General features: G+C 67.3%; 17 protein-coding genes. 11 read left to right on the top strand and 6 right to left on the bottom strand.

The window, feature by feature from the left end; genetic code table 11:
- Positions 1 to 48: 48 nt before the first annotated feature.
- The 4 genes from hepT to E3328_RS18160 all read right to left on the bottom strand — a co-directional run bounded on the left by hepT (position 49) and on the right by E3328_RS18160 (position 2,869).
- Complete coding sequence (hepT, locus tag E3328_RS18175) at positions 49 to 477, bottom strand: type VII toxin-antitoxin system HepT family RNase toxin (protein WP_135366052.1); 429 nt, start codon at positions 475 to 477, stop codon at positions 49 to 51.
- Positions 478 to 912: a type VII toxin-antitoxin system MntA family adenylyltransferase antitoxin gene (gene mntA / locus E3328_RS18170; RefSeq protein ID WP_135366051.1), complete on the bottom strand. Its 435-nt coding sequence runs from the start codon at positions 910 to 912 to the stop codon at positions 478 to 480.
- Between the two features lie 63 nt (positions 913 to 975).
- Positions 976 to 1,845, bottom strand: coding sequence for a CheF family chemotaxis protein (locus tag E3328_RS18165; RefSeq protein ID WP_135366050.1), 870 nt, complete (start codon positions 1,843 to 1,845; stop codon positions 976 to 978).
- An 85-nt stretch (positions 1,846 to 1,930) separates the two neighbouring features.
- A complete protein-coding gene (locus E3328_RS18160; protein WP_135366049.1) occupies positions 1,931 to 2,869 on the bottom strand; it encodes a winged helix-turn-helix domain-containing protein in 939 nt (312 codons plus the stop codon).
- 199 nt (positions 2,870 to 3,068) lie between these two features.
- Between E3328_RS18160 and E3328_RS18155 the strand changes: the two genes are divergently transcribed.
- Positions 3,069 to 3,326: a hypothetical protein gene (locus E3328_RS18155; protein WP_135366048.1), complete on the top strand. Its 258-nt coding sequence runs from the start codon at positions 3,069 to 3,071 to the stop codon at positions 3,324 to 3,326.
- A 100-nt stretch (positions 3,327 to 3,426) separates the two neighbouring features.
- Here the strand turns inward: E3328_RS18155 and E3328_RS18150 are convergent, their stop codons facing one another.
- Positions 3,427 to 4,299: an undecaprenyl-diphosphate phosphatase gene (locus tag E3328_RS18150; protein ID WP_135366047.1), complete on the bottom strand. Its 873-nt coding sequence runs from the start codon at positions 4,297 to 4,299 to the stop codon at positions 3,427 to 3,429.
- A gap of 377 nt (positions 4,300 to 4,676) precedes the next feature.
- On the opposite strand from E3328_RS18150, the gene E3328_RS22190 reads away from it, so the two are divergent.
- The 5 genes from E3328_RS22190 (at position 4,677) to E3328_RS18125 (ending at position 9,002) form a co-directional block, all read left to right on the top strand.
- Positions 4,677 to 5,762, top strand: coding sequence for a hypothetical protein (locus E3328_RS22190; RefSeq protein WP_167837460.1), 1,086 nt, complete (start codon positions 4,677 to 4,679; stop codon positions 5,760 to 5,762).
- 141 nt (positions 5,763 to 5,903) lie between these two features.
- Positions 5,904 to 6,170, top strand: coding sequence for an AbrB/MazE/SpoVT family DNA-binding domain-containing protein (locus E3328_RS18140; RefSeq protein ID WP_135366046.1), 267 nt, complete (start codon positions 5,904 to 5,906; stop codon positions 6,168 to 6,170).
- Positions 6,171 to 6,533, top strand: a complete 363-nt coding sequence (locus tag E3328_RS18135) for a type II toxin-antitoxin system PemK/MazF family toxin (protein WP_135366045.1) — start codon at positions 6,171 to 6,173, stop codon at positions 6,531 to 6,533. It abuts the gene before it with no gap.
- A gap of 89 nt (positions 6,534 to 6,622) precedes the next feature.
- The gene (locus E3328_RS22390) at positions 6,623 to 7,579 is read left to right on the top strand and encodes a type IV pilin domain-containing protein (RefSeq protein WP_209452235.1); all 957 of its coding nucleotides are present in this window, start codon (positions 6,623 to 6,625) and stop codon (positions 7,577 to 7,579) included.
- A gap of 94 nt (positions 7,580 to 7,673) precedes the next feature.
- A complete protein-coding gene (locus E3328_RS18125; protein WP_135366044.1) occupies positions 7,674 to 9,002 on the top strand; it encodes a tRNA pseudouridine(54/55) synthase Pus10 in 1,329 nt (442 codons plus the stop codon).
- 1,777 nt (positions 9,003 to 10,779) lie between these two features.
- On the opposite strand, the gene E3328_RS18120 is transcribed toward E3328_RS18125, so the two are convergent.
- On the bottom strand, positions 10,780 to 11,520 hold the full coding sequence (locus tag E3328_RS18120; protein WP_167837459.1) for an IclR family transcriptional regulator: 741 nt from the start codon (positions 11,518 to 11,520) through the stop codon (positions 10,780 to 10,782).
- A 120-nt stretch (positions 11,521 to 11,640) separates the two neighbouring features.
- Here E3328_RS18120 and E3328_RS18115 point away from each other — a divergent pair, with 120 nt between their 5' ends.
- The 5 genes from E3328_RS18115 (at position 11,641) to E3328_RS18095 (ending at position 17,663) form a co-directional block, all read left to right on the top strand.
- A complete protein-coding gene (locus tag E3328_RS18115) occupies positions 11,641 to 12,708 on the top strand; it encodes a TrmB family transcriptional regulator (protein WP_135366042.1) in 1,068 nt (355 codons plus the stop codon).
- 168 nt (positions 12,709 to 12,876) lie between these two features.
- Positions 12,877 to 14,343, top strand: a complete 1,467-nt coding sequence (locus E3328_RS18110) for an extracellular solute-binding protein (protein ID WP_135366041.1) — start codon at positions 12,877 to 12,879, stop codon at positions 14,341 to 14,343.
- Between the two features lie 158 nt (positions 14,344 to 14,501).
- On the top strand, positions 14,502 to 15,497 hold the full coding sequence (locus E3328_RS18105; protein ID WP_135366040.1) for a carbohydrate ABC transporter permease: 996 nt from the start codon (positions 14,502 to 14,504) through the stop codon (positions 15,495 to 15,497).
- Between the two features lies 1 nt (position 15,498).
- Positions 15,499 to 16,476 carry a carbohydrate ABC transporter permease gene (locus E3328_RS18100; protein WP_135366039.1) on the top strand — a complete coding sequence of 326 codons (978 nt, stop codon included), beginning with the start codon at positions 15,499 to 15,501 and terminating at the stop codon, positions 16,474 to 16,476.
- Between the two features lie 2 nt (positions 16,477 to 16,478).
- A complete protein-coding gene (locus tag E3328_RS18095; RefSeq protein WP_135366038.1) occupies positions 16,479 to 17,663 on the top strand; it encodes an ABC transporter ATP-binding protein in 1,185 nt (394 codons plus the stop codon).
- Positions 17,664 to 17,793: the final 130 nt, after the last annotated feature.

Here is a 17,793-nt window from a genome sequence, read left to right as displayed (position 1 = left end):
GTAGGGGCTCAGGGATCACTCGGGGTCGACCAAACGGACGACGAAACGTCAGTTTCGATGCTGCTGGAACCACTGCGCGACTTCCTGCTGGAACCGTTCGAACCACACCAGATCGTCGTGGAGCGTTCGGTAAACGACATCGTGGTCGACATCCCCGTAGCGGTGAGCGAGGACGTTCCGAAACCCGACAGCCTCTTCCAGTTTTTCCTGCGTCTCGCGTGAGATGATATCGCCGTTCCCGAGCGCTTCGATCTCCTGTTTGGCTGTCCCACTCGGTTCGAGGTTCTCCGATGCCCGGATGTGCTGGGCAAGATCGATACAGGACTGGATCAGATTCATAAAAGTGCGTTCGACAGCGCGTTGAACGACAACATCGGACGTATACTCGTCTTTCGACATCCCCCGCATCTCCTCCAGATCGGACGTGTACTCGTTGACGTACTGGAGTTTATCGGTGACGACCGATTCGTCGACCATTCAAACATCGCCTCGGGCTAACCGGTCGATGAATGCCCGCCGTTCCCGTTCTCGCTCCGACCGATCGCGTTCGTATTCGGCCGCGACTCGTTCCTCGTAGTCCGCTATCGCCTGTTCGTCACCGACAATTGGAATTCCGTCGCGCAGCGCGGCGTGTGCTACGTGAGTCGGTAGGTCTTCTATGTCACTTACGTCGACGAACCCCGAAGCGTACTGCTGGAGGGTCGCATCGATCCGGTTTCGCCGTTTGAACCGTTCATAATCGTCCATCTCATCGGAGAACCGGAGAGCGATATCGACATCCGAGGATTCCGTCGCCGCTCCACGCGCGTGAGAGCCGAATACGATGGCGAATACCACATCCGTCTGCGCGAGGCACTCGCGCATCCGGTCGACATCGACACCCGGCAGTTCCGGGCTACCCGACTTCGGCATAGTTGATCATGCAGCCACGCGAATAAATAATTGTAGTGCTCCGTCCGGTTTCGTGACGGAATCTCACTGCTCGCTCATCGCTTCACTCGCCAGGTTCCGCCCGTGGGCGTTGAGCGACACCTCGGTCCGGGTGCGGACCTCGTCGACGGCGTCCATCTCCAGCAACTTCCCGTAGATCTCCTCGACCTCCTCGACGCTGATGCCGACGAAGTCGCTCATCTCGAAGGGGGAAACGCCCGAGTACAGCGCCATCAGGACCTGGCGTTCGGTCTCGGTGAGTTCGTGTTCCTCGCTGCCCCGCTCGGAGACGACGGCCTCGAACAGGTGAGCGAGCGCGCGGCAGTGGGCGTCGGTGCCCGAGAAGTGCGTCTCGACGCTGCGGTCCTCCTCGTCGGTGTGTTCGAGCCGGACGACCTGCCGCCGGCTGCCCATGACCTCCTGGGTGGCCGTCTCGACGGTGCCCACGTCCTCGACGGGGAAGGACGTGCTCCGGCCGCCGGGGAGCGCGAGCCTGACGGTGTCGTCGGCGAAGCGGAACCGGGCCTTCGACCACTCGGTGTCCTGAACGACGCCGCCGACGACCGCGGGGTGTTTGACGAGGATGACCTCCGCGTCCAGCGCCGCGCGGCAGTACTCCCGGTCGAGGGCCTCGACCTCGGGGGCGTCGACGAGGAGGGTGTGGTTGCCGGCCCGGAGCGCGGTGGCGCCGTCGGCGGGGAACCCCTCCGGGACCACGCCGTCGGGGTCGTCGACGAGTTCGACGGCGCCGTGGGGGAACGACCGGTTGCCGTCGGCGTCGGCGAGGACGACCCGCTCGCTGGTGAGGACGACACGCGAGGAGCGCCAGCGCGGCTGGTCGACCGGTTCGCCGTCCCTGACGACGAACGCGTAGTCGCCCGAGGCGTCCACGAGTTTGGCTTCGTCCCCGCTCATGTCGCAGCTATCGAAGGATGACAGCCCGACGCATATAAATTCGTCTGGGCGACCTCGCGCTGTCCGACCGCGACACGCACCGCGGTCAGGCGCGACGCTCTTCGACCACGTCGGCGTGTTCGTCCAGCGTGAGTACGAGGCGGTCGCCCTCGTGTTCGACGGGGACCTCGACCCGCGGCGGGTCCTCGGCGACGACCGAGGCCGTCGGCTGGACCGCCCAGTCGAACGCCCAGATCGGGGTCTCGGCGACATCGATCCCCCGCTCGTAGTAGAAGGCGACCACCGACGGGTGCGAGAGGACGGTCGCCTCGACGTTGGCGAACATATCGTCGCCGCACCGCCCGCAAGCGTACCGGACACCGGCGTCGTACACGTCGTGTACGTCGGGCGGGTCCAGCTCCAGGTGCGGGTCGACGGGACCGTGACAGATTCCGCAGAACCCGTGCTGGTAGTTCTCGAACGTCCGGCGGGTCCAGCGCTCGGCGACGGCGGGCCACTCCTCGCGGGGGTGGTCCTCGAACGCGCCCGGCGGGACGAACAGACTGATGACGTTCCGGTCGCAGTCGGCACAGGCGACGCGGACGTACTCCTCGTCGAACAGCGCCGCGAGCGACCCCTCGCAGTACGGGCAGTCGGCGTCGACCGGGACCGGGTCGCCCGTGACGGTCTTCGTGTACTGGCCCGCGAGCACCGACCCGACGACGTAGGCTCCCGCCGCGGTCAGCGCGTACCCCCCGTCGGTCTCCCGGACGAACGACCCGCGGAGCTTGTCGAGGTGGTAGTTGAACTGCCCGCTGTCGCGGACCCCGACCGCGTCGCGCAACGCCGAGAACGACAGCGGGTCGTCGGCCTCGAACAGCGCCCGCACGGTGGCCAGACGCGTCTCGTTGCCCAGCAACTCGAAGGCGCCCTCCGCGGACACTCGCTCGACGATCCCGCCCTCGGGCTCGTCACCGCCCGGCTCGCTCTCCGCATCGTCACCGCCTGGCTCGCTCTCCGCCCCGGAGTCTCCGCCGTCGGCCATATCTCGATACTCGGGACCCCGCGGCACAAATATCCCGGGGCGGCCACGGACACGCCGGTATCCCGCTCCACCGTTCGTCCCTCGGTGACCCCGTCGGCCGCGTCGTGACAGACTGCTTACCGGACTGCGTTTCAGTATCTCGCCCTACAGAAATGTATTTCAGATTATGCTTATGGTGAACCCGGCCCTTCGATCAGATATGAGCCAACCTGTCCACGGTTCGGCCGCGGTATCGGCTTCCGTCGCGTCCCAATCGGTCGCCCGGGTCGTCGCAGTCAGCGCGGTCGCGATGGCGGTGGCGGTCGCCATGGTGGCGGTCGTCGCCCAGCCCGCGGTCGCCGTCGGCGTCGCGGCCGTCGCGGCGGCCGTCCGCTTCCGGCGCGTCGTCACCGTTCCGGTGGCGCGGCGCGCCCACGAGCGGCTGAGCGCCGAGCGCGGCCGCCCGGCGGCGAAGTGACGCGAGCGAACTGAACGACTCCCGAGACCTCGCTTCGGCCCTCCCCACGCCCCCGCTGCGGTACCGGGGTCGCGGTAACCACGTACACCACGGCAATTAGTCACACGGCGGCAAGCAGCCAGTCCTGGACGCCGGCGAGCCAGCCGTGTTCGGCGAGCACGAGCAGTCCGCCGCCGGCGACCGCCAGCGCGCCGAAGCCGACGCAGACGCCCCAGAAGGCGACGCGGCGGACCAGCGCCACCAGCGCACCGACGGTCAGGTAGCCGACGACGGCGCTGACCGCGAGCGCCAGCACTGCCTGCGGGACCGGGATCGTCGGCACCCCTTCGTCGAGGACGACCAGCAGGCCCGCGCCGAGCGAGGCGGGGATCGAGAGGAGGAAGGACAGTTGCAGCGCGCGCTCGCCCTCGTGGCCCCGCAGGAGCAGCGCGCTGACGGTGGTTCCCGACCGGGAGACGCCGGGGAGCAGGGCGAGGCCCTGGCAGACGCCCACGAGCACGGCGTCGGCGGCGCCGGGCGTCTCGCGCTCGCCCAGCCCCCAGCGGTCGGCGGCCCGCTGGATGAGACCTGTGCCGACGAGCAGGACGCCGACGGCGGCGACGAACGCGCCGCCCGCCAGCTCCGTGGCGGCCTCCGAGAGCGCGGCGTAGATCGAGAGCCCGACGACCCCCGAGACGAGCGTCGCGACCCCGTAGAACGTCAGGTCCGCGCGGTCGGCCCCGAAGGCGTCGCGGGGGCGCCACGCCGGCACGGATTCGAGGACGCCGGCCGCTTCCTCGGGGTAGAAGGCCAGCGCGGCGACGGCCGTCCCCGCGTGTAGAAAGAGGGCGAACTGCGTCGCGTCGAACGCGGACTCGCCCGTCAGCAGCGCGACGACGAGCGCGACGCCGCCCTCGCTGGAGACCGGCAGCCACTCCAGGACGCCCTGCACGAGCCCGACCAGCAGTGCGAGCAGCGTCGCCCGCGGATCCATGGCGGCAGGGGCGTGCCTCGCGAGTAAAGGCGTTCGGATCTCGACCGGTCGCGGCGTCGTCGAGACGACCCACAGGGTCGCGTCGCGTGACAGGGGACCAGCCGGTCTCGCCGTCACCGCAACACCGCACACTCGCGCCGTAAGATCGCCTTTCAGCGGCCCGGCGCGAACGGACGACCGGACTACCGGCGGCCGGGCCGGGTTCGCTCCCGGTCGAAAGGTGGCGTTAGCGACGGGACGGTCCATCCCGCGTCGAGTACCCCGGACCGATCGGTCGACAGGGCCGCCCTAGCGGTGCGGGCGAGCGAGTACGCTCGCGTTTGTCGCGAAAACGGCTCTCGGCCTTTATCGGCGCTCCGCCGCCAGATCCGAGCGTAATGAGACGGAAAGTCACAGCCGCACTGGTAGCGACTGCTATCGCCGTATCGGCGCTGTCGGCGCCGGTCCTCGCCGGAAACGCCGGCGTCGCCGGCGAGACGACACAGCCGGCAGACGGGACAGCGCAGTCGGTCACGGTCGCGAACGCACAGGTCGACGAACTCACGCTCGACAACGCCACGGTCGAGAACGTCACGATCCGGGAACTCCGGATCGACCGGCTCACGGTGGAGAACCAGACGGGTATCGACGACCTCAATCAGACGCTGGGCGTCGAGAACGACGTCGTCGTGCTGCGTAACGTGTCCTTCGAGGAACTCGCGCTGGAGAACGCGTCGGCCGACGGTCTCTCGGTCGGGGTCGGGGACGCCGCTGACGCCGGCGCGACCGACCCCGAGGTCGGGCCGGTGTCCAACGCGACGATCGAACAGATGAGCGTCGACAGCGTGACCATCGAGCAACTGGATGTCGAGGACCGCGCGGGCGGCGGCGTGATCGGTGGTATCCTCGACTTCATCAGAGGGTTATTCGGCGGCGATGACGACGACGCCAACGAGACCGCGACGCCCGCCGACGCGGGCGACGCGACCCCGACGCCGACCGACGGCGCCCCGGCGTCCGCCACGGACACGCCGACCGACGACGAGACCCCGGCCGAGGGCGACGAGACGGCGACGCCGACGGCGGACGAGGAGACGGCCGAGACGCACCTCGTGGTGGAGAACGTCTCCGTCGACGACCTCGACGTCGAGGAGATGGACGTGGAGACGCTCGCCACCACCGAGGCGCCCGCCACGGACACGCCGACGGAGACGGCGGCCGGGACCCCGGCCGAGGCCGCGACCGAGACCCCGACGGCGACCGCGACGCCGACCGAGGCCACGCCGGAGACGCCCGCCGACGCGGAGAACGTCACCGTCCGGGTCGTCGAGAACGTCACGGTCGAGAGCGCGACCATCGAGTCGATCGAGGCGGAGCGGCTGTCCATCGAGACGGCCGCGCCCGTCGAGACGCCGGAACCGACGCCGACGGACGCCCCCGGTGAGACGCCGGTGACCGACGAGCCCGGTGCGACCCCGGCGTAGCACCGGTCAGTAAACCGGGCTCATCGGCGGCGAACGGGGCCACACCGACAGACCGGCCGCGACGGGAGGTCGTCGCCGGTCACGGCCCACGAGAGCGCGGCGAACGAAACAGCCAAAAGTACGAATATGATATGATCGCGTATGTCGAACGAGGAAGAGCGAACGGTCGGCGAGCGCGGGCAGGTGACGCTCCCGAAGGGGATCCGGGAGCGGCTGGGTATCGAGGGCGGTGACGAGGTCGTCGTCCGGGAGGACGAGGGGAAGGTCGTCATCGAGAAGCCCGTCACGCGCGAGGAACTCGCAGCGGGCTATCGTGCCACCGCCGAGCGCGCCCGCGAGATCGCCGAGAAGATGGAACACACGTCCAGTGAAGCCGACGAGTACCTCGGAGACGCGCCGGATTGGTAGATGGCGGGGACACACGTCCGTCGCGGCGACATCGTCGTCGTCGACCTCGACCCGACGCGCGGGTCGGAACAGCGGGGCACCCGCCCCTGTCTCGTCGTCCAGAACGACGTCGGCAACGAGAACGCCCCGACCACGGTCGTCGTCCCGTTCACCACCTCGTTCGGCGACCAGCTGTACCCCTTCGAGGTGCTCGTGCCCGCCGAGGAGTGTGCCCTCCGCGAGGATTCGGTCGCTCTATGTAGCCAGATCCGGACGGTATCGATCGAGGAACGGGTCACCGAGGTGATCGGATCGATACCGGACGAGCGTCTCGACGAGGTCGATCGCGCCCTGGAGTACAGTCTCGGCCTTCGAGACGTGTAATCCCGACAGCCGGTCTCGTCGGGGAAGCGGTTTCACGAATTGAAACCACCGGAAACGGTCAAGTCGGTCCGCTCCTGGGTTCCGACACAGTGTCGCGGCTCGACCGACGGGACAGGGGACTCTCCCCGGTGATCGGGGGCGCGCTGCTCGTCGCGATCGTGGTGGTGCTGGCGGTCGTCGCGGGCGGGGTCGTCCTCGGGCTGACCGAGGAACGCGAGCCCGCGCCGGAGGTGCGGCTGTCGCTGGAGTCGACCGGCGACCTCCGGGGCGAACACGCACTCGTCCACGACCACGGCGAGGCACTCGACGGCGACGACGTTCGCCTCCGCGGGGTCGCGAACGACGAGGCGCTGGCCGGCGCGGACTTCGCCGCGGCCGACAGCCGGCGCGTGTACGCGACCGACGAGACGGTCGAGGTCGTCTGGTTCGGCGACCACGACACCAGCTACGTCCTCCGGGAGTTCACCGTCGACGCCGACGCGACGGTGCCGCCGCCGGACGAGGGCTGCGACTGGGTCGACACCGAGACCAGCGGCGGGACCGACGACGCGAAAGTCGACGGGATCGTCGTCGCCTGCGACGTGGAGACCGACAAGGTGATCGAGCTCCAGAACGGCGGCGCGGTCGTCGGCGACGCGGTCAGCCACGCGAAGCTCCTCGACCTCGACGACTCGCGGGTCTACGGCGACGTGACCGTCGAGAAGGACGCCAACGTCCAGGACGGGACCGTCGGCGGCTCGGTGCGGGCACGGACCGAGACCGCGAAGGTCGACGGCGCGACGGTCGGCGGCGCTGTGCGGGCAGAGAAGACCGTCGAGGTCATCGACGGCGGGTCGGTCGGCGGCGACGCCGAGAGCGACGAGAAATCGGTGAAGGTCCTCGACAGCAGCGTCGACGGGTCGGTAACCGCCGACGAGGGGGTCAAGCTCGACGGCGCGACCGTCGGCGGCGACGTGTACGTCGATCCCTCGGGGTTCGACTGCACCGACTCGACGGTCGATGGCCGGGACTGCAGCGAGTACTCGCCGACCGACCCCGACGCCTGAGCGGCGCCGGGTCCCGAACGGACGGTATCGCCGGGAGACGAGCGCGTCCGCGGATGTCGAAAGGGAATTACGGCCCGGTCGCCCACCCTCTCCCATGACCGACGACGCGCGCCCGACCGACGACGTGCTCGACCTGGCGCGGCGGGCCGTCGAGACGGGGCCGCTCTGTGACCCCTGTCTCGGCCGCCTGTTCGCCGAGCGGAGCTTCGGCCTCACCAACCGCGAGCGGGGCCGGAGCCTCCGCGTCGCCGTCGCACTCGCCGACGACCGCCCCGTCGCCGACCTCGAACCCGACGAGTCCTGCTGGGTCTGCGAGGGCGAGTCCACCGAGGAGCGGGTGCAGGAGTGGGCCGAGCGCGCCGCCTACGCCGTCGACGACTACGACTTCGAGACCTTCCAGGTCGGGACGCGCGTCCCGCCGCTGTTCGAGGAGAACGACGCGCTCCTCCGGGAGGACCTGGGCCTCGCCGACGACACCGGCGAGGCGCTGAAGGCCGAACTCAACAGGGAAGTGGGCAAGCGGTTCGGCCGCGAGACGGGCGCCGAGGTGGAGTTCGGCCGCCCGGACGTGCAGATCACGCTGAACCTGGGCGACGACACCGTCGACGCGCAGGTCAACTCCGCGTTCGTCTACGGCCGCTACCGCAAGCTCGAACGGGACATCCCCCAGACGAAGTGGCCCTGCAACGACTGCAACGGCACCGGCCTGATCCGCGGCGAGATCTGCGAGGGCTGCGACGGCTCGGGGTACCGCTACGACGAGAGCGTCGAACAGCTCACCGCCCCCGTCGTGCTGGAGGCCATGGACGGCGAGTCGGCGACCTTCCACGGCGCCGGCCGCGAGGACGTGGACGCCCTGATGCTCGAAGGCGGCCGCCCGTTCGTCATCGAGATCGACGAGCCCCGCGAGCGGACCGTCGACGCCGCGACCCTCCAGCCCGAGATCAACGAGTTCGCCGACGGCAAGGTCGAGGTGACGGACCTCCGGCAGGCCACCCACGAGATGGTCGAGCGCGTCAAGGAGCTCGACGCCAGCAAGACCTACCGCATGGAGATCGAGTTCGGCGAGGCCGTCGACCCCACCGATTTCGAGGCCGCGCTCGACGAACTCGACGGTGTGACGGTCGAGCAGCGGACGCCCCAGCGGGTCGACCACCGCCGCGCGGACATCGAGCGGACCCGCGACGTGTACGACATCGAGGGCGAACTGGAGGACGACCGCCACGCGACCGTCGAACTCCACGGCGAGGGCGGCCTCTACGTGAAGGAACTCGTCTCCAGCGACGAGGGCCGCACGGAGCCGAGCCTCGCGGGCCTGCTCGGCGTCGACGCCGAGGTGACGGCGCTGGACGTGCTCGACGTCCAGGGCGAGGACGAACCGTTCGCGAAAGAGGAGTTCTTCCGCGACCGAAACGCGAACTGACTTCGAGTGACGCCCGACACGGGCGCTCGGGCCGGGATGCGGTCGACCGGTGTCCTTTCGCTCTGACCCGAATCGGTTCTCCTGACCCCCGCCGACATCGCGACTCGCCGACCGGGTTATAGACTGAACAGGCGCAATACCATGGCCTTCAGGCCGTGGATACGCGCCGTCAGTTGTGGTAACGAACCCTCGTTCAAACGCTGCCCCGAGTTTCCCACGCTGATGTTTAAGTGACAGGCCGCTGTACCGAGGAGTAGGAATCGGTCGGAACGGAGCGGATTCCGAACCGTCCTACGGAGGCGGTCCGTCCGCCCGCGTAACGAGGCAGTATCCGAAAGACCAGTCGGTGAACGCACATTCCAGAGGAGTGTGTCTGTGCCGACTGCTCAAAGCGAGCATCACGATACCCCCAACTCTGCTGACGCCTGCTGGTGTCCCTGTGGCCAAAACAACATCGGGACGCCAAACAGTGGTCGAAGATAGGGGTAACGGCGGTTTGGCACCGCCAGCAGTCCACCAGTCCGATGCTGTGGGACTACCCGTACCCGAAAGGACTGGTAGTCCGATGATTGGACTGCACACCTGAAACTCCCACCGCTCGGGATTCCTCCGCGTTTACGCGGAGGAGGATGTCAAGCCACCCCTCGCGAGTGACCGCGAGCGGCTGCTGACTCAGCTAATGAAGTATTTACTTCGTTATTAATCCGGATTCGTACCATATTCCAAATACAAATATCGGCCGAGATAGATCGGTGAGGAGTCGGGGTTCGCACCGACGACGATCCCCCGAGCCTCGCGGGTGCGGCCGCTCCGCAGGACGGAGTCCACAGTCACGCGCCGGTCCGGGAGTGTGAGTGCGGGCGGAGTCCCGGGGAATGCGGCGACCGCCCGTGGGATACACCGTCCACGGCACATGCCGTGATTCCCGGCGAATTGCCGACCACTCCGCGCTGAAACTCCCTGCCGATGTCAGAGGGCGCCGGGGCATCCGCGATCGAACGAGTCGACGGGGTCAGGTCCCATCGATTGCGCGGGCGGACATTTGCGAATCGCCGCGCGCATACTCGGCAGGTGGTCGAAGCGGTCGATATCCCGTCCCGACGGTGATCCCTCGCCACACGTCGGCGGCGTATCGCGCTGCGACCGAGCTCGTGTATCGGCGAGCGGCCGGACGCGTTTCGGAGCTGTGTCGCCGGTGTGGCCCGGAATCTCGCGGGATCCGTGGCGTGAACGCCGTGGCGGGGTCGACCGTCGATGCGTTCGATACTGAGGGAGTCGCCGCCGGCCGTCACGTTCCGGTCCGGAGGGCATCCGCACGGTACCACCCGTCTCGGTACGGTATCGATCGACCGAGCGGTGGCATCGCTCCGGACCGGCGTCAGATCTCGGCCGACGACGGTACAGGATAGATATAGTGATAGATATAGTAGATATATTCGTATTTTATAATTTGTCGTCGGATCCGTCTTCAACAGAACCGCGATCGGAGCCTCCGGGACTCGCATCGGCGTCGATCCGACCGGGGGAGACCCGGATGTACAACCGTGCGACTTGCCGGTCGGACCCCGAACCGATTACAATATTACCAGTGTAATCTACACGCGGTGGTACTACCGAGGACGCGAGTCTGTTGTGAAGTGGATCGCAACAGAATTGGATCGGTGTCAAGAACGGCGCCGAGCCGGAATCGTCGCCGCGATCCGCTGCAAACATCAGCAATAACTCACCCGACCCGGGAGGTGCGCAGCTTCGTTCGAAGTCAGCGAACGGATGGGGGTCACTGCGTCAGCGACAATCGGTTGGATATTGTCCCGGCGGTGTTCCGGACGAGTTTCCGGAGATCCGCCTCGACACGCTCGCTCTCGTCGCTGGTCGTCGGTTGTTCGAGGCCGACGGCGCCGGCGGGATCGCCGTCAGGTCCGGTGACTGGTGCGACGATCTCCTCCGGTCTACCGGCGGGCTCGGCCCGTTCGACGAGGACCGACTCCTGTGCTGCGGTCCGGAGTCTGTCGAGGATCGGCTCGACGCGGTCCGTCTCGCCGACGGCCTCCTCGACGAGCGATCGGCGCTGCTCCGGGGAGTAACACGAGAGGATAGCGAGTCCGCCGGGGATCTCGGTGAGCGGCCCCCGACGGCCTTCGAGCGGATCCGTCCCGACCCGACCGACCGGAGTGACCGTGTGGAGATAGACCGCTTCGAGCCCCTCCCGGACGACGAGTATCGCCGTCGCGCCGGTCACGTCCGCGAGCTTTGCCAGGTTGTTGAGCCCCTCGATGTAGACCGGTTCCCGCTGTTTCCCCGCGACGGCGAACCCGAGAAACCGGTGTCCGAGTTCGTACTGCCCGTCCGTCGATCGGACGAAACGCGCGTCTTCGAGGGTCGCGAGGTGTTTGTGGACGTTCGCTTTCGACCCACCGATGTCCTCCGCTATCGCCGTGACGCCCGCGCTACCCTGCCGCCGGAGGGACTCGAGTATCTCCAGGGAGGTAGCGGTCGCGCTGACGCGGTCCGTATCCATACCTGGTCCACGGACGGATCCGTCAAAAGCGTTCGCCATATTCGAACGGCCCGCCCGACGGATCACTCGGGCGACGGGATCGGCAGAGAAGTTTTTGAGGGTCGACCCCGCTGTTAGGCTATGGACGACCTCGACGAACTGGAGGGGGTGCTCGCCGACGCAGGGTTCTCCGGGTACGAGGCGGAGGCGTACCTCGGATTGCTCCAGTTGCGTGATGCATCGGTCGCGGAGCTCGCGAGTGTCTGTTCCGTGCCGCGGTCACGGCTCTACGACGTGCTCAGAGACCTGGAAGACGAGGGGTACGTCGAGACCTACGAGCGGGAGTCGCTCCGGGGCCGCATCGCCAACGTCTCGGCGGCGGCCGAAGAGCTCCGCGACCGCGCGACGGAGCTGGAAGACGGCGCCGACCGCCTCGAAGCGGTCTGGGAGCGGCCGCGCTTCGAGCAGACCGACATCAGCGTCTTCCAGACCCACGCGGCGACGGTCAGGGAAGCGACCGCGCGGATCGATGCGGCGGAACACACGGTGCATCTCTGCGTGACCCCCGACGAACTCCTCGAACTGGCGGACCCGCTCCGGGACGCGATCGACCGTGATGTCGTGATCCGGATCGCGGTACAGACGGGGGAGACCGGCGCGGACACGGACCTGCCGCACCTCTTTCCCGACGTGGCGTTCGAGGTTCGCCAGTGCGAGGCGGCCGCCCACTTCATCGCGCTGGTCGACGGCTCGTTCGCCGCGCTCGCCGTCGACAACGAGTGGGACGGGCAGTACGGACTCGTCGTCGACGACAACACGCTCGGCTCGATCCTCCACTGGTACTACCAGATCCAGCTGTGGGAGCCCTGGGACACGCTGTATTCGGCCTCGATGGGGACGCCGACGACCTTCGTGAGCATCCGCGAGCTCATCCGGGAGATCGAGTCGGTCCGAACCGACGACGAGACCGTCACCGTCCGCGTTGAGGGGGTCGATACCGAGAGCAGAGAGGCCGTCGAGATCGAGGGCGAGGTCGTCGACGTGATCTACACGGACATCTACGAGGACCGCGACGTGACGTTCGCACAGCAGTTCATCCAGGCCGCGCTCCGGGTCCGATCCGGCGACGAGGAGTATACCATCGGCGGGTACGGCGCCGTGTTGGAGGACATCCGGGCGATCCAGATGACGATCACGGACATCAAGTGACGCAGACGATGTGGGCGACCACCCGAACCGACCAGTGAACGGGCCCCGCGGGACGGGCCGCCCCGGCCCACTCCCGTCGGTCCCGACCGCTCGTGTAGCCAACCGGCACGTACCGTGTCAGAACGCTGTCCAAGAATTTAAATAGTATAGGGAATACGTGGGAAGTGCATGGTCGATAGTGACTCAACCGAAACGGAGAGCCGAGGAACCAGCATCTCGCGGCGCCGGATGGTGAAGGCGATCGGTGCGACGGGGGCCGCCGGGCTCGCCGGCTGTAGCGGTGGCGGCGGTGGCGACGGTGGCGACGGCGGCGACGGCACCGCGACGCCGATGGGAACGAGCGGCGACGATATCGGCGGCACGGTCACCGTCTTCTCGGGGCCGCAGTTCGTGGACGCCGGGTTCCCCGAGGTCCTGCACGAAGCGGGCGTGCCCGACTCGATCACGATCGAGATGACTCGGCCGCCCCAGGACACCGGCAGCAAACAGCAGCAGCTCCGGACCGCGATCAACGCGGAGGAGTCCGATCCGGACCTGGTGTTGACCGACAACGGGTGGACGATCCCGTTCATCGTCCGCGGCGACCTGGTCAACCTCGAAGAGGAGATGGACGACGAGTTCATCTCCCGGGTCAGAGAGGAGGGCGTCCAGTCGATGATCAACACGGGGACCCACCCCGAGACCGGCGACCTGTACTCGGTTCCGGTCTTCCCCGACTTCCCGACCATCACGTACCGGAAGGACCTGCTTCGGGAGGCGGGCTACGGCGACTCGGACTTCGACACGTGGCGCGGGGACCCGCCGACGTGGGGGACGTTCTCCCAGATCGTCTCCGAGGCCGTGGACGGAGCCGACGTCGACTACGGGCACCTCTGGCAGGGGAACAACTACGCCGGGCTGGCGTGTTGTACGTTCAACGAGTTCCTCACGAGCATGGGTGGCGCCTTCTTCGGCGGGCGGGACAACCTCTTCGGTCCGATCGGCGACCGTCCCGTCACCCTCGACTCCGAGAAGTCCATCGACGGGATCGAGGCCGCAGTCGACATCATTCACGGCACGGGCAGCGCGCCGATGGATATCGAGGGCGTCTCGCCCGTGGAGGTGGCCGGCTGGAGCGAACCGGACACGAAGAGCCTCTTCGAGGACGGGAGCGCAGTCACCCAGCGCAACTGGACGTACTCCATCGGCGGGGCCGTGACCGCCTTCGAGGGGACGGACATGGAACTCGGCGTGATGCCGCTGCCGCGAGGGCCGAACGGGTCTTGGCACGCCCAGGGCGGCTGGATCATGTCGATGAACCCCTACACCGACAACATGGCGTCCGCGAAGGAAGTTATCAAGGCGTGGTGGGAGGACTCAGTCCTCAAGTACCAGTTCGATACGGCGAACTTCATGCCGCCGAAGCCCGAGCTGTACAGCTACGTCGAGCAGAGCGACACGTACGGGCCGTACTTCGAGGCGCTCCAGTACTCGACGGAGAACCTGATCCCCCGCCCGACGACGTCGGTGTGGCCGAACCAGCGGAGCATCGTTGCCGAGGAGGTCAACGCGGCGCTCCGTCAGGAGCAGACGCCCCAGGAGGCGGCGACGGCGATGCAAGAGCAGATCGCCGCGATCGAGGAGCAGTCGGGGTGACCGCGTCCGACCGACCGACTCTGTCCCGACGGCGGTCGGGCCCACAGGAGTTAACCCACAGCTAAAACGAACGATAATGATAACTATCCGCAAGAAAAACGTGCGGTCGATGCTCGTACCACAAGGGCGGGCAATCGCACAGGGAGGTGACAGCCGCCATGGCAACTGAACAGGCGGGCCCGGAGGTGTCCGACGGGATACTGACTCGGATCGCGACGTGGACGGAGAATCTAAGCGAGCAAGCGTACGCGTACCTGTTGTTGGCCCCGGGGTTCCTCGTGTTGCTGTTGTTCGCGTTCTGGCCGCTGGCGTCGGCCGTCAGGATGTCGTTTTTCGCCGACGTGATCACCGGCGGCAACCTGGGGGAGTTCGTCGGGTTCAGCAACTACGTTGCGCTGCTCACGAACGACAATGCGCTGGCTCCGGCGGCGTTCGTCGACCCGTCGTTCCAGACGCCGATCCTGGAACAGGCGCTGTTCATGACGGTCCTTTTCGCCGTGTTGAGCGTCGCCGGCGAGACGCTGCTCGGATTCCTCTACGCCATGCTGATGAGAGCCGAGTACAGGGGCCGACGGCTCGTCCGGCTGCTCATCATCCTGCCGTGGGCGATCCCGATCGTCATCCAGGGGATGATCTTCTTCCTGCTGTTCCGGCCCGGCTACGGCCTGTTGACCGAGCCGCTCCAACAGATCGGGCTCTTCTCGAGTCTCCCCCTCAACACGACCTTCGACGGGTTCGTCATCGTGACGGTCGCGGACATCTGGAAGACCTCGGCGTTCATGGCCTTGCTGATCCTGGCGGGCCTGGAGAGCGTCAACCAGGATCTCTACGAAGTGGCCGACGTGATGGGCGCCTCCCGGTGGCAGCGGTTCCGCCACATCACGTTCCCGCTGGTCTTCCCGGTGTTGATGGTCGCGATGCTGTTCCGGACGATGGGCGCGCTCCGGGTGTACGGCATCATCGAGTCGACCGGCGTCGGGTGTTCGACCGTCCCGTCGATGACCTGTCTGGTCACCCAGATGATGTTCGGGTCGGCGACGCTGTACGGCTCTGCGGCCGCCGTGAGCGTACTGATCGCGATCGTCGTCGGGTTGTTCATCACGATATACCTCGGATTCATCCGCCGAAGCAATCAGAACCTGGGGTTCGCATAACATGAGTATCGACGCACGCAACCACGAAGACGCGGAGACGTTCGACGGATCGGACGACGAAACGGACGGCGACGGGGAGGACAAATCCCCCATCGGGCGGTGGGCGGACGACTGGATCCGGCACCCGGAGAAGGCGTACGCCGTCATGTTGGTGTTCCTCGGCGGGGCCCTGTTGACAACCTCGCTGTTCCCGCTGTACTGGCTGTTCAACGTTGCGATGGCGCCCCCCGGACAGACCGACATCCCGCTCGTCCCGACCACGATCGACATGTCGGCGTTCATCCAGGTCTTCCAGCAGGTCCCGTTCGCGCGGTTCATGTTCAACAGCCTCTTCTACGCGTTCACGGTGACGCTGTTCGTGCTCCTCGTCGGAAGCCTCGCCGGGTACGCGTTCGGTCGCCTGGAGTTCCGCGGGAAGACGCCGCTGCTGTTCTCGCTTCTGGTGTTCAGTTTCTTCCCGCCGGCGACGCTGTTCATCCCGCTGTTCCGGGCGTTCAACCAGCAGGTCCCGATGCTCGGCCTGTTCACGCTCCCGGTGGAGGTGTACGGGACACCCGGTGCGGTCGTCGCGCCGCTCAGCGCGTTCACGATGCCGCTGGCGATCTTCATCCTGACCACGTTCTACGGCCAGATCCCGGACGGACTCGAAGAGGCGGCGCGAGTCGAAGGGACGACCCGGGTCGGCGCGCTGTTCCGCGTGATCATGCCGCTCTCGGCGCCGGGCGTCGCGACCGCCGGCATTCTCACCTTCATCACGGTGTACACCGAGTTCTTCTTCTCGTATCTGATGACGGGTAACAGCGCCGCGGAGTGGGCGCCGGTGGTCGACGGCGTGCTCGCGTTCCAGACGCAGTACACCACCCGCTACGACCTCCAGGCGGCAGCGAGCCTCGTGGCGATCGTCCCGGTCGCGATCCTCGTCGTCGTCGCACAGGACAAGATCATCAGCGGCCTCACGCAGGGGGCGCTCAAGGAGTAACCATGGCACGAGTCAAACTCACGGACGTAGTCAAGGAGTACGACGACGTAACGGCGGTCAACGAGATGAACCTCGACCTGCAGGACGGGGAGTTCATCACCCTCGTCGGGCCGTCGGGCTGCGGGAAGTCGACGACGCTGGAGACGATCGCGGGGCTCACCAAGCCCACCTCGGGCGAGATCCGCATCGGCGACCGCGAGGTGACGAACCTCCCGCCCAAGGACCGCGGGATCGCGATGGTCTTCCAGAACATCGCGCTGTTCCCGCACATGGACGTCTACGACAACATCTCCTTCGGGCTCCGGTTGCGCGATTTCCCCAAGGCGGAGATCGACGAGCGCGTCGAGGAAGCCGCGGAGATCGTCCAACTGGAGGGGATGCTCGACCGGATGCCCGACGAGATGTCGGGCGGCCAGCGCCAGCGCGTCGCCATCGCGCGGGCCATCGTCCGCGAACCCGACGTGTTCCTGATGGACGAGCCGCTGGCCAACCTCGACGCCAAGCTCCGCGTGAACATGCGCACCGAGCTCCAGCGCCTCCACAAGAAACTGGACACGACCATCATCTACGTCACGCACAACCAGGCCGAGGCGATGACCATGTCCGACCGCATCGCCGTCCTCAACAAGGGGGAGCTCCAGCAGATCGCCCCGCCGCTGACCTGTTACAACGAGCCGGCCAACCGCTTCGTCGCCGGTTTCATCGGCTCGCCGTCGATGAACTTCGTCCGGTCGACGGTCGCCGACGGCGCGCTCGAAGCGGAGGGTTACAGCGTCGCGTTCGACGCGACTGCCGTCGACGGCCTCGGTCGCGGCGATAGCGTGGAGATGGGCGTCCGCCCCGAGGACATCTACCTCGCGGACAACAGCACCGAGGCGGTCGACCCGACCGACCCGATCGCCGTCGAGACCGACGTGCTGGAACCGATGGGCGACGAGATATTCGTCTACCTGAAACCGATCTCGGGCGAGGAGTCGGGGATGGGCGACGCCGAGGAGCGCGCGGGGCTGCTGATGAGTGTCGACCCCGACAGCGACGTGAGCGAGGACCAGTCGGTCGAGGTGGTCATCGACCGCGGGCGCCTCCACCTGTTCGACGTGGCGTCCGGCGACGCGCTCTCGCACGGGCTGGTCCGGGAGGCGGAGGCCAGCACCGACGCCGACAGGGGCGACGCGCAGGTCGACTGACGCCAGCGGCGCCGCGCTGGCCGACCGGCGACGCCCGCCGTCGCTCGTTCTTTCGATGGTCCGGACTCCGCGTTCGAGCGTCCCGGCGGACGCAGTGGCGACGCGGACGGCGGATGCCGCGTCCGGGCCG

The sequence above is a fragment of the Halosimplex halophilum genome (genome assembly GCF_004698125.1).
GTDB classification, from domain to species: domain Archaea; phylum Halobacteriota; class Halobacteria; order Halobacteriales; family Haloarculaceae; genus Halosimplex; species Halosimplex halophilum.
The sequence above is the reverse complement of the archived record's forward strand: the minus strand, read 5'-3'. Positions and strand labels throughout refer to the sequence as shown.

Excerpts from the sequence above, each read along its gene's own strand:
- hepT (WP_135366052.1), bottom strand. The coding sequence starts at position 477 with ATGGTCGACGAATCGGTCGTCACCGATAAACTCCAGTACGTCAACGAG.
- E3328_RS18095 (WP_135366038.1), top strand. The coding sequence starts at position 16,479 with ATGGCACGAGTCAAACTCACGGACGTAGTCAAGGAGTACGACGACGTA.
- E3328_RS18125 (WP_135366044.1), top strand. The coding sequence starts at position 7,674 with ATGACCGACGACGCGCGCCCGACCGACGACGTGCTCGACCTGGCGCGG.
- E3328_RS18140 (WP_135366046.1), top strand. The coding sequence starts at position 5,904 with ATGTCGAACGAGGAAGAGCGAACGGTCGGCGAGCGCGGGCAGGTGACG.
- E3328_RS18115 (WP_135366042.1), top strand. The coding sequence starts at position 11,641 with ATGGACGACCTCGACGAACTGGAGGGGGTGCTCGCCGACGCAGGGTTC.
- E3328_RS18105 (WP_135366040.1), top strand. The coding sequence starts at position 14,502 with ATGGCAACTGAACAGGCGGGCCCGGAGGTGTCCGACGGGATACTGACT.
- E3328_RS18100 (WP_135366039.1), top strand. The coding sequence starts at position 15,499 with ATGAGTATCGACGCACGCAACCACGAAGACGCGGAGACGTTCGACGGA.
- E3328_RS18155 (WP_135366048.1), top strand. The coding sequence starts at position 3,069 with ATGAGCCAACCTGTCCACGGTTCGGCCGCGGTATCGGCTTCCGTCGCG.
- E3328_RS18135 (WP_135366045.1), top strand. The coding sequence starts at position 6,171 with ATGGCGGGGACACACGTCCGTCGCGGCGACATCGTCGTCGTCGACCTC.
- E3328_RS18110 (WP_135366041.1), top strand. The coding sequence starts at position 12,877 with ATGGTCGATAGTGACTCAACCGAAACGGAGAGCCGAGGAACCAGCATC.
- E3328_RS18165 (WP_135366050.1), bottom strand. The coding sequence starts at position 1,845 with ATGAGCGGGGACGAAGCCAAACTCGTGGACGCCTCGGGCGACTACGCG.
- E3328_RS18150 (WP_135366047.1), bottom strand. The coding sequence starts at position 4,299 with ATGGATCCGCGGGCGACGCTGCTCGCACTGCTGGTCGGGCTCGTGCAG.
- E3328_RS18120 (WP_167837459.1), bottom strand. The coding sequence starts at position 11,520 with ATGGATACGGACCGCGTCAGCGCGACCGCTACCTCCCTGGAGATACTC.
- E3328_RS22190 (WP_167837460.1), top strand. The coding sequence starts at position 4,677 with ATGAGACGGAAAGTCACAGCCGCACTGGTAGCGACTGCTATCGCCGTA.
- mntA (WP_135366051.1), bottom strand. The coding sequence starts at position 912 with ATGCCGAAGTCGGGTAGCCCGGAACTGCCGGGTGTCGATGTCGACCGG.
- E3328_RS18160 (WP_135366049.1), bottom strand. The coding sequence starts at position 2,869 with ATGGCCGACGGCGGAGACTCCGGGGCGGAGAGCGAGCCAGGCGGTGAC.